At 38.8% G+C, this 17,103-nt stretch carries 17 protein-coding genes; 16 read left to right on the plus strand and 1 reads right to left on the minus strand.

The genetic code is table 11. The features are described from left to right. Nucleotides 1-55: 55 nt before the first annotated feature. From E2636_RS00565 to E2636_RS00610, 10 genes are all read left to right on the plus strand, one after another. Nucleotides 56-265 carry a helix-turn-helix transcriptional regulator gene (locus E2636_RS00565; protein ID WP_134208074.1) on the plus strand — a complete coding sequence of 70 codons (210 nt, stop codon included), beginning with the start codon at nucleotides 56-58 and terminating at the stop codon, nucleotides 263-265. Next, nucleotides 262-642 carry a hypothetical protein gene (locus E2636_RS00570; protein ID WP_134208076.1) on the plus strand — a complete coding sequence of 127 codons (381 nt, stop codon included), beginning with the start codon at nucleotides 262-264 and terminating at the stop codon, nucleotides 640-642. Before E2636_RS00565 ends, E2636_RS00570 begins: the two co-directional genes overlap by 4 nt. A gap of 18 nt (nucleotides 643-660) precedes the next feature. After that, the gene (locus E2636_RS00575) at nucleotides 661-2,106 is read left to right on the plus strand and encodes a response regulator transcription factor (RefSeq protein WP_134208078.1); all 1,446 of its coding nucleotides are present in this window, start codon (nucleotides 661-663) and stop codon (nucleotides 2,104-2,106) included. Between the two features lie 206 nt (nucleotides 2,107-2,312). Then, a complete protein-coding gene (locus E2636_RS00580; protein WP_134208080.1) occupies nucleotides 2,313-2,591 on the plus strand; it encodes a hypothetical protein in 279 nt (92 codons plus the stop codon). 104 nt (nucleotides 2,592-2,695) lie between these two features. Beyond that, nucleotides 2,696-2,842 carry a DUF3953 domain-containing protein gene (locus E2636_RS19235; RefSeq protein WP_279587117.1) on the plus strand — a complete coding sequence of 49 codons (147 nt, stop codon included), beginning with the start codon at nucleotides 2,696-2,698 and terminating at the stop codon, nucleotides 2,840-2,842. Nucleotides 2,843-3,333: 491 nt separating this feature from the next. Then, nucleotides 3,334-3,528: a DUF378 domain-containing protein gene (locus E2636_RS00590; RefSeq protein ID WP_134208085.1), complete on the plus strand. Its 195-nt coding sequence runs from the start codon at nucleotides 3,334-3,336 to the stop codon at nucleotides 3,526-3,528. 400 nt (nucleotides 3,529-3,928) lie between these two features. Further along, nucleotides 3,929-4,318, plus strand: coding sequence for a hypothetical protein (locus E2636_RS00595; RefSeq protein ID WP_134208087.1), 390 nt, complete (start codon nucleotides 3,929-3,931; stop codon nucleotides 4,316-4,318). A gap of 164 nt (nucleotides 4,319-4,482) precedes the next feature. Then, the gene (gene hutU, locus E2636_RS00600) at nucleotides 4,483-6,156 is read left to right on the plus strand and encodes a urocanate hydratase (RefSeq protein ID WP_134208089.1); all 1,674 of its coding nucleotides are present in this window, start codon (nucleotides 4,483-4,485) and stop codon (nucleotides 6,154-6,156) included. Further along, entirely contained in the window at nucleotides 6,153-7,406 is a 1,254-nt protein-coding gene (gene hutI, locus E2636_RS00605; RefSeq protein WP_134208091.1) for an imidazolonepropionase, read from the plus strand. The genes hutU and hutI overlap by 4 nt, the downstream gene beginning before the upstream one ends. Beyond that, nucleotides 7,407-8,363 (plus strand): agmatinase family protein, encoded by a 957-nt coding sequence (locus tag E2636_RS00610; protein WP_134208093.1) that lies wholly within the window; start codon nucleotides 7,407-7,409, stop codon nucleotides 8,361-8,363. Nucleotides 8,364-9,658: 1,295 nt separating this feature from the next. On the opposite strand, the gene E2636_RS18825 is transcribed toward E2636_RS00610, so the two are convergent. After that, a complete protein-coding gene (locus tag E2636_RS18825) occupies nucleotides 9,659-9,823 on the minus strand; it encodes a hypothetical protein (protein ID WP_166669459.1) in 165 nt (54 codons plus the stop codon). Between the two features lie 276 nt (nucleotides 9,824-10,099). On the opposite strand from E2636_RS18825, the gene E2636_RS00615 reads away from it, so the two are divergent. The 6 genes from E2636_RS00615 (at nucleotide 10,100) to radA (ending at nucleotide 17,020) form a co-directional block, all read left to right on the plus strand. Beyond that, the gene (locus tag E2636_RS00615) at nucleotides 10,100-10,501 is read left to right on the plus strand and encodes a DUF5412 family protein (RefSeq protein ID WP_134208095.1); all 402 of its coding nucleotides are present in this window, start codon (nucleotides 10,100-10,102) and stop codon (nucleotides 10,499-10,501) included. A 526-nt stretch (nucleotides 10,502-11,027) separates the two neighbouring features. Then, the gene (locus E2636_RS00620) at nucleotides 11,028-11,498 is read left to right on the plus strand and encodes a CtsR family transcriptional regulator (RefSeq protein ID WP_134208097.1); all 471 of its coding nucleotides are present in this window, start codon (nucleotides 11,028-11,030) and stop codon (nucleotides 11,496-11,498) included. Between the two features lie 11 nt (nucleotides 11,499-11,509). Next, nucleotides 11,510-12,052 carry a UvrB/UvrC motif-containing protein gene (locus E2636_RS00625; protein WP_134208099.1) on the plus strand — a complete coding sequence of 181 codons (543 nt, stop codon included), beginning with the start codon at nucleotides 11,510-11,512 and terminating at the stop codon, nucleotides 12,050-12,052. Beyond that, a complete protein-coding gene (locus E2636_RS00630; protein WP_134208101.1) occupies nucleotides 12,042-13,142 on the plus strand; it encodes a protein-arginine kinase McsB in 1,101 nt (366 codons plus the stop codon). The genes E2636_RS00625 and E2636_RS00630 overlap by 11 nt, the downstream gene beginning before the upstream one ends. Beyond that, the gene (locus E2636_RS00635) at nucleotides 13,132-15,582 is read left to right on the plus strand and encodes an ATP-dependent Clp protease ATP-binding subunit (protein ID WP_134208103.1); all 2,451 of its coding nucleotides are present in this window, start codon (nucleotides 13,132-13,134) and stop codon (nucleotides 15,580-15,582) included. The genes E2636_RS00630 and E2636_RS00635 overlap by 11 nt, the downstream gene beginning before the upstream one ends. A gap of 61 nt (nucleotides 15,583-15,643) precedes the next feature. Then, nucleotides 15,644-17,020, plus strand: a complete 1,377-nt coding sequence (gene radA / locus E2636_RS00640) for a DNA repair protein RadA (protein WP_134208105.1) — start codon at nucleotides 15,644-15,646, stop codon at nucleotides 17,018-17,020. Nucleotides 17,021-17,103: the final 83 nt, after the last annotated feature.

The following is a 17,103-nucleotide window of genomic DNA, read 5'->3' on the forward strand; positions in this document are numbered from 1 at the left end:
TCGGGTTTTTTATTATGATATATGTAAAGAACTCTTTACACAAGGAGGGTGAACATTGCCAGTACTAAATCAAATAAAACATATGCGAACAGCGAGAGGACTTACACAAGTAAAAATGGCCATCGATTTGCAGATTACACGACAAACTATTACAGCTATTGAAAATAATAAATACAATCCAAGTTTAGAGTTGGCTTTAAAGCTTGTGAAATATTTTAATGTCTCGATTGATGAAATTTTCGAATTAAAGGAGGAAGACAAGTGAATAGGACAAAATTGAAAATCTGGTCGTGGATTTCGTTATTGGTAGGGGCAGTGATTGGAATAGGTATCGTCTATTCAATAGAAGGAATGCCGGTTATGCCAGTGGTACTAGGTTATATCGCATACGGGATCTTTTTGGCTATCTATTTATATTTCATGGGTCGTTCGGAAATGTCAGATGCGGATGAACGTACCAACTACAATGCACGAAATTTCTTTGCGTACGGATCAACCATGATGCTATTTTTTATCGGGTTTATCATTTACGTTTTTTATATGTTTGGTTATGAGTCGGTTGAAGTAGGCATGTTGGCTATCTTTTTCTCTGTTGCCTTCGCAGTACTAATTCTAGGTAGTTATATTGCTAGAAAGCTTTAGGAAAGGAAGGTCGCTGCGATGAATATCTTGATTCTCACAAAAGACCCACTGGAGGGACAAGGTTTAAAGTGGATTATCACTTCCCAACTCCGAGATATCCATGTGGATGTAGTGGATGATATACAACAGTTCTCAAAATATATTAAAGACCATGCCAGTGATTTCTTAATTGTGGATCTTGATTTATGGTCAGTAGAGCAGCAATCCTTTCTGCCACAACATATTCAGTGGCTCGGGATTTCTTCTGAGAGAACATTTCAAACAGCCTACCGAGCGCTGACGCTTAAAGCGGAAGATGTGTTATTTAGACCTTTTCAACCTGAACATCTCGTTAAGCATGTGCAACAAGCACGCTTTCGTTTTCGTAATGAAAAGCAGAGCACTACTCAACTCAATTCAGTACAGGAAACAATCCTTACATATGAGGATTTACTATTAGCTGAGACGTACCCAAATTATCCACTATTAATGAGTGCGATTGTGCCTTCTGATAGAGAACAAGGGTCGCAGCTAGTAAGAGCTTTAGAAGAGTTCCCATTTCCGACAACTTTTGACGTATTCCCTTTCTCGCAGTTTGTTCTCGTTGTCCACCGATTGTCTCAACAGGCTGACCTTCAAGATGCCTATCGGTCATTTTTTGCATCATGGAAACGTCAGTCCGATGCACTATTATCCATTTATCTGTACGAATCTGTGGAGGGTAAAAGTACGCGAACATTGTATCAAAAAATGCGTCGTTTCCAAGAACGAATTTTTTATGACGGATACGATATTTTGTCGCTAGAATTGACCGACTTAACATGGCGAGAGCTCGATCCATTCTTGTCTCCACTGGAGCAACGAACATGGATTGAAATGTTAGAAAAGCAAGATGTGAATGCGATTCGTAATTGGTTTGAGCAAGACTTTCTAACGCTCGAGGCACCGTATCCAGATCCTGAAATGGTTCGCATTCGCTTGACGAGTGTACTTGCGCAAATGCGAAGATATATGAAGGCAAAATCGATTGGCAATGAGTCAATCGAACAACAATACCATCATTTATTTCAAGACATCATTCGTGAGCCTGTCATGTATCTTATTATTCAAAAGTTAGGTGACTTCACTTCCAAATTAATGAAAGAAACGAGTCTTCATGAAGATGGAGGTTCCAATTTTTCTGAAAAAGTCCGCATGATGATGGAATCAAATTATTGGGATTCTTCATGGAATTTAGCGACTTGTGCGCAAACACTACAAATGAATAAAAGTACGCTGAGTCGTAAGTTCTCTCAAAATACTGGAAAGAAATTTCGAGATACTCTTCAAGAAATACGTATTCGAGAAGCCAAACGATTACTAAAAGAAACGACAGCATCTCTTGAAGAAGTTTCGAGATTAGCTGGCTACTCCCATCAAACATATTTCAATGCGAAATTTAAAGTTGCAACAGGGGTAACACCTTCTATGTATCGATTTGATTAAAGAGAATACTGAAAAGACATTCAATAATGGAGCAACTTACTTATTGAATGTTTTTTTAGAAATTATAGTTGGGTAAAGACCCCAATTATAGGAGGGTTAATGATAAAATAGGGGATAGCTTGAAAAAATGGATAGTCAGAAATGTATTAGCGTACAATCCAGAAGTGGATTATACAAATTAGATAATATGCAGGTGGTGTATGTTAATGGGATTATTTTTTGAAAAAGTGCCTAAACTGAATAGTTCAAAAACAGTTACTGTTTTTAGGTCTTTTATTGTGGTAACAATGGTCACTCTGTTGATATTGGCAATAATCAACGATTTTGATTTCTTTTTCATAAAGTGGCTTTTTATTGCGGCTGGGATATCTTCATTTGTGGATGGGATTGAAGGATATCTTCAAAAAGTAGATAAAAAGTTTTATCTTTTTAATTTTGGATTTGCTGTTTTGTGGATTCTTTTCCCGTTTATTTTAAAATTTTAGGGGGACTTCTGTTGTTGATAATATCTAGAATTATAGTATTAATACTGATTTTGACATTATCAAGTTATAGTTTGATAACCGAAAATTATGTGTTGATTCCTTACATGATTCTGTCTTTAGGAGTACTTGTGATGATAACGGGATTAGTAGAACTTCAAAAAAACAAAAAATCAATCTTGAGCTATTTTTCTATTATTGCTTCATTTTTTATTTTTTTCGTGTTTATACGGGGTTTAATAGTGAGCTACTGAGTGGCTATTTCCTAAAAGATCGATAAATCGGTGAAAGTGGATAGGAAAATACAATGAGCTTGGAGATATATTTCATTTGTACCTTTAATTTATATTTTAAATGTCATGGTGTTCGTCTTTTCATTTGACACTTTCCTTATCAGAGTATAAAAAATAAACTCATTTGAAATAATTTATTAAAACGAATTTAGTTCAATTTGTGCTAAAGCGGAAAAGATTTTGTGTTAAAGAAAAAACGTAATATGTGAAATCCCTGATGCTTTATTGTGTCATTAAAAGTTGTATAGATTAGTTCCTTAAAGACCGAAATTAATGGGTCTTTTTTGAATTAAAGAAATGAAAGCGATTTTTGTAGCAATTAATCATAAGATGTCCAAGTGATGCATAAATTATTTCAAATGAATCATACTAATGGTTGTATTATTTTGGTTTTATAGTGGCTTTAAAGTTATAAAAATAGAATAACTATTAAACAGAAGGAGTTGGAGAAGTTGAAAAATTTAAATTCCATTGCACTTTTATTAATTATTATTGGTGGATTAAACTGGTTGCTATTTGGTTTATTCCAATGGGATCTGGTAGGCGGACTTTTTGGCGGCATGGATAGTGCTTTCGCTCGTATAGTTTATGTACTAGTTGGAATTGCTGCAATTTACTCTTTAACATTATTGAAGAAAGTAACATAGGAGTAACATAAACTTAAAAGAATTTAGTTAATAAGTAGTATTTTAAGGAGACCGACGAAATTAATAACGGAGTTCCGTTACCTATCACAAACATAAAAAATGTTATATGAATTGATCGTCAAATTGCATGCTAATTTGATGGTCATTTTTTGTTGATTTATAAGTCTTTAATTTTTTGTTCACACAAAATATATAAAATGAAATTCTAAACAAATTGTTGATTTACACCAATTAGGGTATGTGTATATCTTTCAAGGTATTGTGTCTATATATGTTAAAATATGTATAGATATTGTGAAGAGGTGCACTGAAAATATTGGTGAGAACAGTGAAAAAACAATAATTTGTCATAGTTGTATCTAACTAAGAGAGAATTAATATATACCACAGGGGGGATTTTGTGAAGTCGAAATTAGTACAACAAATTTTACTAATCGGGGTACCAACTATTATCATATGCTTTTCAATTTTTTTATTAATAAAAGGAGAGACTGTTTTAGTTTTGGGATTAGTCTTATTTGGTTGGGCATTTGATACATACATTGAATTTAAATTAAATGGAATTTACAAGAAAAGTCACGAAGGTTACCTTAATATAATTAGAAAAGGTACTGACTTTGCTCATCGTATGATGATGTCCGCTATTATTATTTTAATGTATATTCATTTCTTACACTATCCACTTGAGACAGGATTTGTATTGACGTTGTTACTTCTAATTGGTTATATTTCTGAAACTTTAAGTAAGTTATTTTTATACAATAAGATTAAAAAAGAAAATTCTAATTAAATTGTAATCTTATTAATTAAATGATTTAAATGATAAAAAAGTTTGTAAAATTAATTAAATAGTCAATAAAACATAAAAAATGAATTAAAATATAAAAAATAAACTGAAATTTCAAGTTACAATAGAGTTATAAATAATGAAATTGATAAAGGGGATGACTGAAAATGAAATCAAATACACAAGGTCGAGTGTTCCGTTATAGAGGTACAGAGTTGAACACGAAAGGATGGCAACAAGAGGCGGCTCTTCGCATGTTAATGAATAACTTAGATCCAGATGTGGCGGAGCGTCCTGAGGATTTAGTTGTTTATGGTGGAATCGGCAAAGCTGCGCGTAACTGGGAATGCTTTGACGCGATTGTTCGTTCATTGAAAGAGTTAGAAAATGACGAGACATTGCTCGTTCAATCTGGAAAACCAGTGGCGATTTTCAAAACGCATTTGGATGCACCACGTGTATTGATTGCCAATTCCAATATTGTTCCTGCTTATGCAAACTGGGAAACATTCCATGAGTTAGATAAGAAGGGCTTAATGATGTATGGACAAATGACGGCGGGTAGCTGGATTTACATTGGTTCACAAGGAATCGTGCAAGGGACGTATGAAACATTTGCAGAATTAGCAAAACAACATTTTGGCGAGTCGCTAAAAGGAACAATTACCTTAACTGCTGGACTTGGTGGAATGGGTGGAGCTCAACCGTTAGCAGTATCTATGGTTGGTGGTGTGTGTATCGGGATTGAAGTGGATGAGACGCGAATTGACCGACGCATTGAAACACGGTATACAGATGTCAAAACGGATTCTTTAGATGAAGCGATTCGATTAGCTGAAGAAGCAAAGGCTGCAGGTAAAGCGTTATCAATTGGCTTGCTTGGAAATGCATCTGATGTATTGCCACAAATGATTGCTCGTGGCTTTATTCCGGACGTATTGACAGATCAAACGTCAGCACATGACCCATTAAATGGCTATATACCGTCTGGGATGTCTTTACAAGATGCAGCGAAACTTCGCGAAGCAGATCCAGTTGAATATGTGAAATTATCTAAAGCATCTATGGCAAAGCATGTGTCTGCGATGGTAGAAATGATGGATAAAGGCGCAGTTACTTTTGATTATGGAAACAATATTCGACAAGTAGCAAAAGATGAAGGGGTTGAACGTGCGTTTGATTTCCCTGGATTTGTACCAGCATATATTCGTCCTCAGTTCTGTGAAGGAAAAGGGCCATTCCGTTGGGTCGCGCTGTCTGGTGATCCTGCAGATATTCTTAAAACAGACGAAGTGATTTTACGAGAGTTTAGTGACAACAAGCATTTATGTAACTGGATTAAAATGGCGCAAGAAAGAATTCAATTCCAAGGCCTACCGTCACGTATTTGTTGGTTAGGATATGGCGAACGTGCGCGTTTCGGGAAAATCATTAACGACATGGTTGCAAGTGGTGAGTTAAGTGCACCGATTGTTATCGGACGTGACCATTTAGATTCAGGTTCTGTTGCTTCACCAAATCGTGAAACAGAATCAATGAAAGACGGCTCTGACGTGGTTGCAGATTGGCCAATATTGAACGCAATGGTCAATGCTGTTGGTGGCGCTACATGGGTCTCAGTTCATCATGGCGGAGGCGTTGGGATGGGGTACTCTATCCACGCGGGAATGGTCATTTTAGCAGATGGAACAAAAGAAGCGGAAGCACGTATTGAGCGGGTCTTAACAACGGATCCTGGTATGGGTGTCGTTCGTCACGTAGACGCAGGTTATGACTTGGCGATTGAGACAGCGCGCGAAAAAGGCGTAAATATTCCTATGCTAAAGGACGCTAAATTATGAGACCACTTTGGATAAAGAACGCCGCGCAACTTGTCACAGTAGCTGGTGAAAATGGACCTCGACGTAAAAAAGAAATGTCGGAACTTGGAATTATTGAAAACGGCAGTATGTGGATTGAAAATGGAGAAATTATCGCCATGGGCACAACTTCAGAGCTTGAAGCGTCGTTTGGTGCACGTGCTCATGAAGCAGAAATAGTGGATGCGACGGGGCGTTTAGTGACGCCAGGTTTAGTTGATCCACATACGCATGTTGCCTATGGTGGGAGTCGTGAACGTGAATTCGAAATGCGTCTTGAAGGCTCAACTTATATGGAAATCATGAATGCAGGTGGCGGAATTCATGCGACCTCACGGATGACTCGCGAAGCAACAGAAGATGAATTAGTGGCGCAAACAACACGTCGTCTCGACTCTTTCTTGCAACACGGTGTCACAACCGTTGAGGGGAAAAGTGGCTATGGCTTAGATTTGGAAACGGAATTAAAACAGCTTCGCGTCATGAAGCGATTGAATGAAAGTCATCCGATTGATTTAGTACCGACGTTTATGGGTGGCCATGCGGTTCCTGTCGAATATAAAGGCCGCGAAGAAGAATATATCGATATATTGGTCAATGAGATGTTGCCACGTGTGGCGCAAGAGGGACTCGCTGTTTTTAATGATGTATTTTGTGAAGTTGGCGTATTCACACCTGAACAATCTGAAAGAATTTTAGAGGCAGGAAAGAAACTCGGATTGGTTCCGAAAATACACGCCGATGAAATTAAATCATATGGCGGTGCTGAACTCGCTGCTAAAGTTGGTGCCATTTCAGCGGAGCATTTATTGAAAGCATCTGACGAAGGTGTTCGTTTAATGGCTGAAGCGGGCGTTATCGCATGTTTATTGCCGGCAACAGCCTTGTATTTGAGAGAAGAAGCGGCGCAAGGTCGTGCCATGATTGATGCGGGAGTTGCCGTGGCCATTTCGACGGATTGCAACCCAGGGTCTTCTCCAACAACTTCTATGCCACTTGTCATGAACTTAGCGTGTATTTCCATGCGTTTAACACCAGCAGAAGCATTAGTTGCAGCAACTATGAATGCCGCTTGTGCTATTGGTATGCAAGGCCGTGTCGGTTCTTTGGAAGTAGGAAAGCAAGCGGACCTCGTGATGTGGAATGTATCAAATTATCAAGAATTGCAATATTTATTCGGCGTCAATCACGTCGGTTGTGTGTGGAAAAAAGGTGTTCAGGTGGTGGGTTAAATGAAACATTTACAACAACCTGAATGGTCTTGGCGTGCTGCTACTGGAGATTTCGTGCATCAATGGGTTAAACCACTTGGTGAAGGTGTAGCAGACATGGTTCTTTATGGAGCGCCGCTTTCGCGTTCATCAATTAGCGTGTCAGGGGCTTCCTTATATCCACTGGAATTTCGCAAGATGTGGAAAGGGTTCTCTACCTATAATTTGGACGAGGACTTGGATTTGTCAGGGTACGCTGTTCGTGATGCTGGAGATATCGCCATGCATACAACGGATATTTTACTCTCACATGAGCGAATTGAAGAAACAACTCGTGAATTGGTGAGCGTATTTGACACGGCGACTACGTGTTTAATCGGTGGAGATCATTCCGTCACCGCATGTGCAGTTAGAGGGGTAAAACGTGCATTTCCAACTGAACGCATAGGCATTTTGCAACTCGACACACATTTAGACGTACGTGATCCGGTTGAATTAGGTCCAGCGAACGGCACACCGATTCGACAACTCATTGATGGTGGAACTGTTCGCGGCGAAGACGTTGTGAATATTGGGTTACACGGGTACTTTAACGCCAAGCCATTAGTCGCTTATGCAAGAGAGCAAGGCATTCGAATGGTGACTTTGCGTAAAGCACGTGAGCTAGGGGTGGCTCAGTGCGTAATGAATGAACTATCTCTATTAGCAGAAAAAGTTGATAGAGTGTATGTAACAATCGATATGGATGTGCTTGATATATCGGTCGCGCCGGGGGTACCGGCTTCAACACCAGGGGGCATGAGTGCAGAAGAATTGTTCCAAAGTTTACTGCTCATCGGCCAACATAACGCCGTTCGACACATCGATTTCGTGTGCCTGGATCCAACTCGAGATGCTGCGTCAAATACCACTGTGAAAACAGGCGTTTATGCATGGTTGGAATTTATCACGGGGAGAGTTTTAAGGGAGAAATTATAAAATAATATTGTTACATAGCGCTGCTCATCAGGAGTGGCGCTTTTTTGTGTTATTTCAGCAAGTTAACTTCCTAGTAAAAGTGATTGCTTCTTTCAATAGGAGGTAGCGGAAACAAAACCATTCAAAACCTAAATGGTTACCATTCCGCTAATCGCTCCATGGCTGTTTTCTGTTTTGTGAGGGTTTCGTAATGAAACCCTCACTTTATAAGGAGTTGTTTCACCAAGTTAACTAGGCTATCAGACGTGATTGGCTATGCCCTTTTCAAACAAAATATTTCGTAAAAATTTAATTTTAAAGAGCAACAAAACATAGGAGTTAATGAACACCCTATATTTACAGTGTTTTTTGAGCTTTGGAGCTTTCTTGAATGTTCAAGAACTCGTTCAACAATCTAAGTTCAGTAACCTATACGATACTAAGTATAGGTACACAATTGAATATCTTAGATCAAGTGCGTCAGTCCATATTCACTTCCTTTCTTATTTCGTCAAGATTGATATTATAACCGTTGCTCTTTAGGTGTCATCTACCATTTCCCAAACTGAAAAATGCTGCATTAGACCGAATTTGGCCAAATGTAGCGTTTTTCAGTTAGTTGGTAAGTTCTCCTGTGGTACGCAACCGGCTGCCTTTACAAGGTGGCTTTTTCTTACAATTAGTTATGTACTTCCGCATCCGTCATGATATGTAAACCTATTTAAATAAGAGCTTTAAATCCTTATAGAGCAATCCTTTGAATGATGCTTTGTAATAAGTCAGTTTTTATGATTTTTCTGATGAAGCCATTTTAATGCTCGTTAAGAAAGCACAAAAAAAGCCTTTCCGCTAATAATTGGAAAGGCAATTACTATCCTATTCTCTTTTATTCCAGTTTTTTAATGTAAAGATAATAAGAGTAAGGCTGTAAAAAAACACAATCCATGAAGTCAGTCTCGGAAATATATCTACCTGTATTTGGTAGATGATATCTCCAATAGAGTATATAAAGGCAAGGATTGCAAGCACCAAAAGAAAACGTGGTCCTTTGTTTCTAAAAAAATTCATAATCCTTGGGTGTTTATGTTGTTCATAAGCATCCTAAGACCTCCAATTATATGGTGTTCCTGGAATCGCTCTATAAGAAGCCATTGTTTTGTTACAAATACTAAAATATTTAATAACAGCATAAATAATTGGAACGCCAGGGATAGATTTTAAATACTGTTTAAAGAACGCTTTCAAATTAGCGTAAGTAGGATTTTTCACGGTTTTAAATGCCTTATCGAGTACACATTAGGGGGAAACGCGGTTTTCTAAAAAGTTTTAAACATAGCATCCAGCAAAAAAATTAATAATACGATGATAGCGATAATAGTAAACTCTTTTTTATCAATTTTATTTTTTTCTTTGTATTGTTGTTTAATCTTCCTGTATTTTCCCTGTAACTTTTTTTGTTTATGTTTTTTATCTTCTGACATCAAAACAGACTCTTTTCCATTTTCAATCGTCTCCTTTGAATTTTTATTAATATACCTTTTATTCTATACCTTATTAATAAAAACCTTCTTCAACTTCTCCAGGTTATACACCACAGGTTGACATAACACCCAGAATGGGAAGTATTCAATTTGATTAGCCGTATATTTCAGCGGAAACTAAGGAATATCAAACAAATTTAAACAGGGCTCTTACAATAAATGTATTATACTATCATCAGAAAGTGAAAAATTTGAATTTACCTTAGGAGAATGAAAATGATCATCAAAAAGATAGCGCTGGGAGTAACAGTATCTATATTAATTTTGGCTGTTACTCTATTTTTTATTTTAAATTCTTTTATTCACGTTGAACTTGATGAGCTTAATGGAACTGGTGAATATCAGGATACCTTTTTGTCGCCAAATAAAGAGTACAAAGCTGATTTATTCTTAATCAATAAAGGTGGAGCAACTAATGGATATCAAGAAAGAGTATCCATTACTTCTTTAAACGATAGCAAAAAAGAATTCAATGATACTACTATATATTGGTTGTATCCTTCTGTAAATGTCACATCTATTGAGTGGGAAAGTAATACTGATATAGTCATTAATGGGGAAAAAATAAACATTAATGATGAGGATACTTATTATAATTGGAAAAAAGAAGATAATTAACTATTAAACTCATGTAACTTGTTAATATACGGTCAGTTGCAGCATAACTTTTCATAAATCGCCCTTCACAATAAAAGTGTTTGTGAGGGGCGATTATTTATCTAGTTATTACCTCTGATTTTTATCGATTAATCTCGAATATGGCCGATAAACTTCTCACCATCGAAAGAGACCATCAAAAACCGTCTCACCTACCAAGTCTGCTTGCTGATGAAACACTCTTTAGCGATTTCTTCTTTCATCATATAGGAGCGTAGCGGAAACCAAACTAACCTAAATGGTCGCTAATCGCTCCATGGCTGTTTTCTGTAAGAGAAGAATTCATATGGTTCTTTAAGTTTTATAGAGAACCCCTTATTAACTAAAATCATTTCAAACAATTTCACTTGGAAAAGCATATAAATTGCACACTCTTATCCCCCCTTATATAATAAAGTCAAAGATAGTCAAAGTCAGGGTTTTCTAAAGTTGGCTGTAGTATTAATGATGACTCGCACTCAGATCTAATCTTTTAGGAGGTGATTGTATGCGGAATATTTCGGATATTATTGAAGGATATTTAAAGAAAGTTATCGAATTAGATGGTAAGGGGCATATTGAAATTAAACGAAGCGAGATTGCTGAACAATTTCAATGCGTGCCTTCGCAAATAAATTATGTAATTAACACACGTTTTACTGCAGACCGAGGCTACCTTGTTGAAAGTAAGCGGGGGGGCGGAGGCTATATTCGGATTGTTCGCGTACGTGCACACACGAAAGCGGAGTTAATTGAAACAATTTTAGTGAGTTTAGAACTTGGGGCGTCTCAAACAATGACGGAAGATATTGTGTTCCGTTTAATCGATGAGGATGTAGTGACCAAGCGTGAAGCGAAGATGATACTCGCTGCGCTTGATAGGACAACGCTCAAATTACCTTTGCCGCATCGTGATGAAGTGCGTTCGCGCATCATGCAAGCGATGCTCTTAACACTCAAGTATGAACAGTTAAAGTGAGGCTAGCGCAGATGATTTGTGAAAATTGTAAACAGCGACCGACAAAAGTAACCGTCACGCAGATACTCAATGGGGAGCAAGTGCAACGTCATTATTGCGATGTATGTGCACAGGATTTCCATCCGTTTCATTTAGATTTACAAGATCCACTTTCTCTACATCAATTATTATCAAATTGGTTCGGTATTCCAGAAAACCAACAGCTACAACAAAAGCAACAAACTGAAGCAATTAGCTGTAGTTCGTGTGAATGGACTTTCCGGCAGTTTTTAAAACAAGGAAAGTTTGGTTGTGCACATTGTTATGAGAGTTTTCACGAACAATTGCCAGAAGTTTTTAAGAAATTGCATAATGGAAACGTCAAACATGTTGGGAAAGCGCCAAGTACATTTGGTCAAACCCTTAAATTAAAAAGGCAAATTGAGTCTGTGCGCACATTGATGCGAACGGCAATAGAGATTGAAAATTTTGAAGAGGCCGCACTACTTCGAGACGAAGCACGTGCTTTAGAGGAACAGCTACAAAGCGGAGGTGAAAACCGCGATGACAATTGAACGTTTTCTAAATAACTCCGCGACGAGTTGGATGGCTGGGGAGGGCGAGCATGCAGATATTGTAATGAGCACGCGTATCCGCCTCGCTCGAAATTTAACGGGGTTCCGTTTTCCACTTTCTTTTACAGAAAATGAAGCATTACAAGTAGATCAAGCAATTTCTTCGGTTTTACTTGATGCAGAAGCGGAACTTGAGTCGACCTTTTCGTATATAGATATAAAAGAGGTATCTACGCTGAACCGACAAGTTTTGGTGGAAAAGCATTTAATTAGCCCCAAGCTTGCTAATTCGGAAATAGTGGGTTCCGTTTTATTATCAAATGATGAATCAGTGAGTGTAATGATCAATGAAGAAGATCATATTCGCATACAATGTATATACCCAGGACTACAGTTTCATGAAGCATGGCGTCAAGCGGATAAAATCGATGACATCCTTGAAAAACAATTGCCGTATGCATTTGATGAACAGTTTGGCTATTTAACGAGTTGCCCAACAAATACGGGAACTGGCCTACGTGCATCGGTCATGATGCATTTACCAGCGCTGACGATGACCAATCAAATGAATCGCATTGTGACAGCTATTACACGACTCGGTATGGTCGTGCGTGGGATATACGGAGAAGGTAGCGAAGCTCTTGGTAATATATATCAAATGTCCAACCAAACGACACTTGGGAAATCAGAGGAAGATATTTTAACTGATTTGCAAAGTGTTACTGAACAAATAATTAAAAAAGAACGTGAAGCAAGGGCGGCTTTAATACATACCAGACCGAATGTATTAGAAGATCGCTTGTACCGGTCACTTGGCGTGTTAACGTATGCACGACTTTTAACGACAGAAGAAGCAGGACGTTGTTTATCTGATGTGCGTCTTGGCATTGATCTTGGCTTGATTAAAGGAGTCAAAGTTGCAATTTTGAATGAATGCATGATGTTTATGCAACCAGGCTTTTTGCAAAAGTATGCAGGGGTTCCCTTGCAACTTGAAGAACGTGATGTATTTCGAGCAAAGTTGTTTAGAGAACGGTTGCAAGTAAATAATAATATAGACGATGAAGGAGAGGAAATTCATGATGTTTAATCGATTTACACAACGCGCACAAAAAGTGCTCCAATTAGCTCAAGAAGAAGCCATCCGTATGAAACACGAGTCCATTGGAACTGAACATATATTATTAGGTTTAATCCGTGAAGGTGGCGGGATTGCTGCAAAAGCAATGGAAGCAATCGAAGTAAGCACTAAAATGATTGAAGAAAACATTGAAGAGCTTGTGGGAATGGGAACTGGTGACGTAGGTCCAATCGTTCACTACACACCGCGTGCTAAGAAAGTCATTGAGTTATCAGTAGACGAATCACGTAAACTGGGACATTCATACATCGGCACAGAGCACTTATTGTTAGCATTAATTCGCGAAGGTGAAGGTGTGGCAGCTCGTGTCCTAAACAATTCAGGAGTTAGCTTAAACAAAGCACGTCAACAAGTATTGCAACTGCTAGGCAGTAACGACCATGTTCAAGCAAGTGGTGGGGCCAATCCTGCAGCGAATACACCAACGCTTGATAGCTTGGCGCGTGATTTAACTCAAATTGCACGTGAAGGTAGCTTGGATCCAGTTATTGGACGAAGCAAAGAAATCACGCGTGTTATTGAAGTGTTATCTCGTCGTACGAAAAACAATCCTGTTCTTATTGGAGAACCAGGTGTTGGTAAAACGGCAATTGCTGAAGGTTTAGCACAACAAATTGTTTCAAATGAAGTACCTGAAATTTTAAGAGATCGACGTGTTATGACATTAGATATGGGTACGGTTGTAGCGGGTACGAAATACCGTGGTGAGTTTGAGGATCGCTTGAAGAAAGTGATGGATGAAATTCGCCAAGCAGGAAATATTATTCTGTTCATCGACGAGCTTCATACGTTAATTGGTGCTGGTGGTGCTGAAGGAGCAATTGATGCTTCGAATATCTTGAAACCATCACTTGCCCGTGGAGAACTTCAGTGTATTGGTGCAACGACGCTTGATGAGTATCGTAAATACATTGAAAAAGATGCCGCTTTAGAACGACGATTCCAACCAATTCGTGTAGAAGAGCCATCAGTTGATGAGTCCATTCAAATCATTAAAGGTCTGCGTGATCGTTACGAAGCACATCACCGTGTAAAAATTACGGATGAAGCAATTGTTGCAGCAGCCAAAATGTCGGACCGTTACATTTCTGACCGTTTCTTACCAGATAAAGCAATTGACTTAATTGACGAAGCGGGTTCAAAAGTTCGTTTACGTTCGTATACAACACCACCAAATTTAAAAGAATTAGAACTGCGTTTAGAAGCGATTCGTTCGGAGAAAAATGCAGCGGTACAAAGTCAAGAGTTTGAAAAAGCGGCTTCTTTCCGTGATACGGAACAAAAGCTGAAAGAAGAGCTTGAAAGTACGAAGAAAACATGGAAAGAAGAACAAGGCAAAGCAGAGTCTGAAGTAACAGTAGAAGATATCGCAGCCGTTGTATCCATGTGGACGGGAATTCCAGTTTCGAAACTGGCACAAACAGAGTCTGCGAAATTATTAGATTTAGAAAGTACATTGCACAAACGTGTAATTGGTCAAAATGAAGCAGTCACTGCCATTTCTCGTGCAGTTCGTCGTGCACGTGCTGGATTAAAAGATCCAAAACGCCCAATCGGTTCATTCATTTTCTTAGGACCAACGGGTGTTGGTAAGACTGAACTTGCTCGTGCATTAGCTGAAAGCATGTTCGGTGACGAAGAAGCAATGATTCGTGTCGACATGTCCGAATACATGGAGAGACACTCGACTTCACGTCTTGTCGGTTCACCTCCTGGCTATGTAGGTCATGAAGAAGGCGGTCAGTTGACGGAGAAAGTTCGTCGTAAACCATACTCTGTTATTTTGTTAGATGAAATAGAAAAAGCACATCCGGATGTCTTCAATATTTTATTACAAGTATTAGAAGATGGGCGCTTAACTGATTCAAAAGGGCGAACAGTCGACTTCCGTAATACCATTGTCATCATGACCTCTAACGTTGGGGCAGAAGCATTGAGAAAAAACAAATACGTCGGCTTCAACTTGCAAGACGGCGAGCAAAAATATAAAGACATGAAGGGCAGAATGCTTGAAGAATTGAAAAAAGCATTCCGTCCAGAGTTCTTAAACCGTGTAGATGAAATGATTGTGTTCCATGCACTAGAAAAAGAGCACTTAAAAGAAATTGTGACATTGATGACAGGTCAATTGACAACACGCTTAAAAGAACAAGAAATAGAGCTAGAGTTAACTGAAGCAGCGCAAGATAAAATAGCTATAGAAGGCTACGATCCAGAGTACGGAGCACGTCCACTTCGTCGAGCACTTCAAAAGCATGTCGAAGATCGCTTGTCAGAAGAACTCTTAAAAGGCACAGTTTTAACAGGATACAAAGTAGTTTTTGATGTACAAGATAATGAATTCTTGATTCGTTCAAAAGAGGCAGAGGCAGTAACGGTAACAGAATAATACAAATGGGGCATTCCGGCAAGACTGTTCGGAATGCCCTTTTTTCTACATAGGAGGAACTATGGCTAAACGTAAAACGAAATTTATGTGTAACTCATGTGGCTATGAATCCGCGAAATGGATGGGTCGCTGCCCTGGTTGCAACGAGTGGAATACGATGGTGGAAGAGGTAGAAGTAGTCGTAAAAGGACCTCGTCGGACTTTCCAACATTCTGAAAATAGTTCACAAAAAGCTTTGCCTATTACAGCGATAGAAACGGACGACGAACCACGTGTGAAAATTGATCTTTCTGAGTTTGATCGTGTACTCGGTGGAGGCATCGTGCCTGGTTCACTAATATTAATTGGTGGAGATCCAGGTATTGGGAAATCCACGTTATTGCTTCAAGTTTCCGCGTTACTTGCCAATAAAGGGCAGCGCGTGTTGTACATGTCTGGGGAGGAGTCTATTCGCCAAACGAAGCTTCGTGCAGAGCGACTTGGTGTTGACTCTTCTGAATTATATATATATGCCGAAACTAACTTGGAATTGGTAAACGAAGCAATTGATCAAGTTGAACCGAAGTTTGTCGTTATCGATTCTATCCAAACGGTGCATCATCCAGATGTCACTTCTGCCCCAGGTAGCGTTACTCAGGTGCGCGAATGTACAGCGGAGTTAATGCGCATCGCTAAAACGAAAAATATTGCTATTTTCTTAGTGGGACACGTAACAAAAGAAGGTCAAATTGCAGGGCCGAGAATACTTGAACATATGGTTGACACAGTCCTTTACTTCGAAGGTGAACGTCACCATACATACCGTATTTTGCGTTCGCAGAAAAACCGTTTTGGCTCAACAAATGAAATTGCAATTTTTGAAATGTTACAAGGTGGCTTAAAAGAAGTGCTAAATCCGTCTGAGTTATTCTTGCAGGAACGTTCACAAGGAGCAGCAGGGTCCACTGTTGTAGCTTCAATGGAAGGCACCCGACCGATACTGGTCGAAATTCAGGCATTAATTACACCGACTAGTTTTAACTACCCAAAACGGATGGCAAGTGGCATTGATCAAAATCGTGTCCAACTATTAATGGCTGTATTGGAGAAGCGAGTTGGCCTATTGTTGCAAACGCAAGATGCCTACATCAAAGTTGCAGGTGGCGTAAAGTTAGACGAGCCAGCCATTGATTTGGCTGTATTAACGACAATTGTTTCAAGTTACAAAGATGAAGCAGTAAGTGCCTATGATTGTTTTATGGGTGAAGTGGGATTAACGGGCGAAGTGCGTCGCGTGTCACGAGTTGAACAACGTGTGCTAGAAGCAGCGAAACTTGGTTTCAAACGTGCAATTGTTCCTGCATCCAACCTAGGTGGATGGGACTATCCAAAAGGTATTCAAGTAGTCGGTGTCGAAAACGTAAGCGATGCATTAAAAATAGCTTTCCCAAACACGTAAGCGTGCGTGGGAAAGTTTTTCCTCTACTTATATTAAGAAACCTATTAACAGCATTGTGTCTAAAAAGTCATCTCATCACTCAT

This window comes from Paenisporosarcina antarctica (genome assembly GCF_004367585.1).
Taxonomy (GTDB): Bacteria; Bacillota; Bacilli; order Bacillales_A; family Planococcaceae; genus Paenisporosarcina; species Paenisporosarcina antarctica.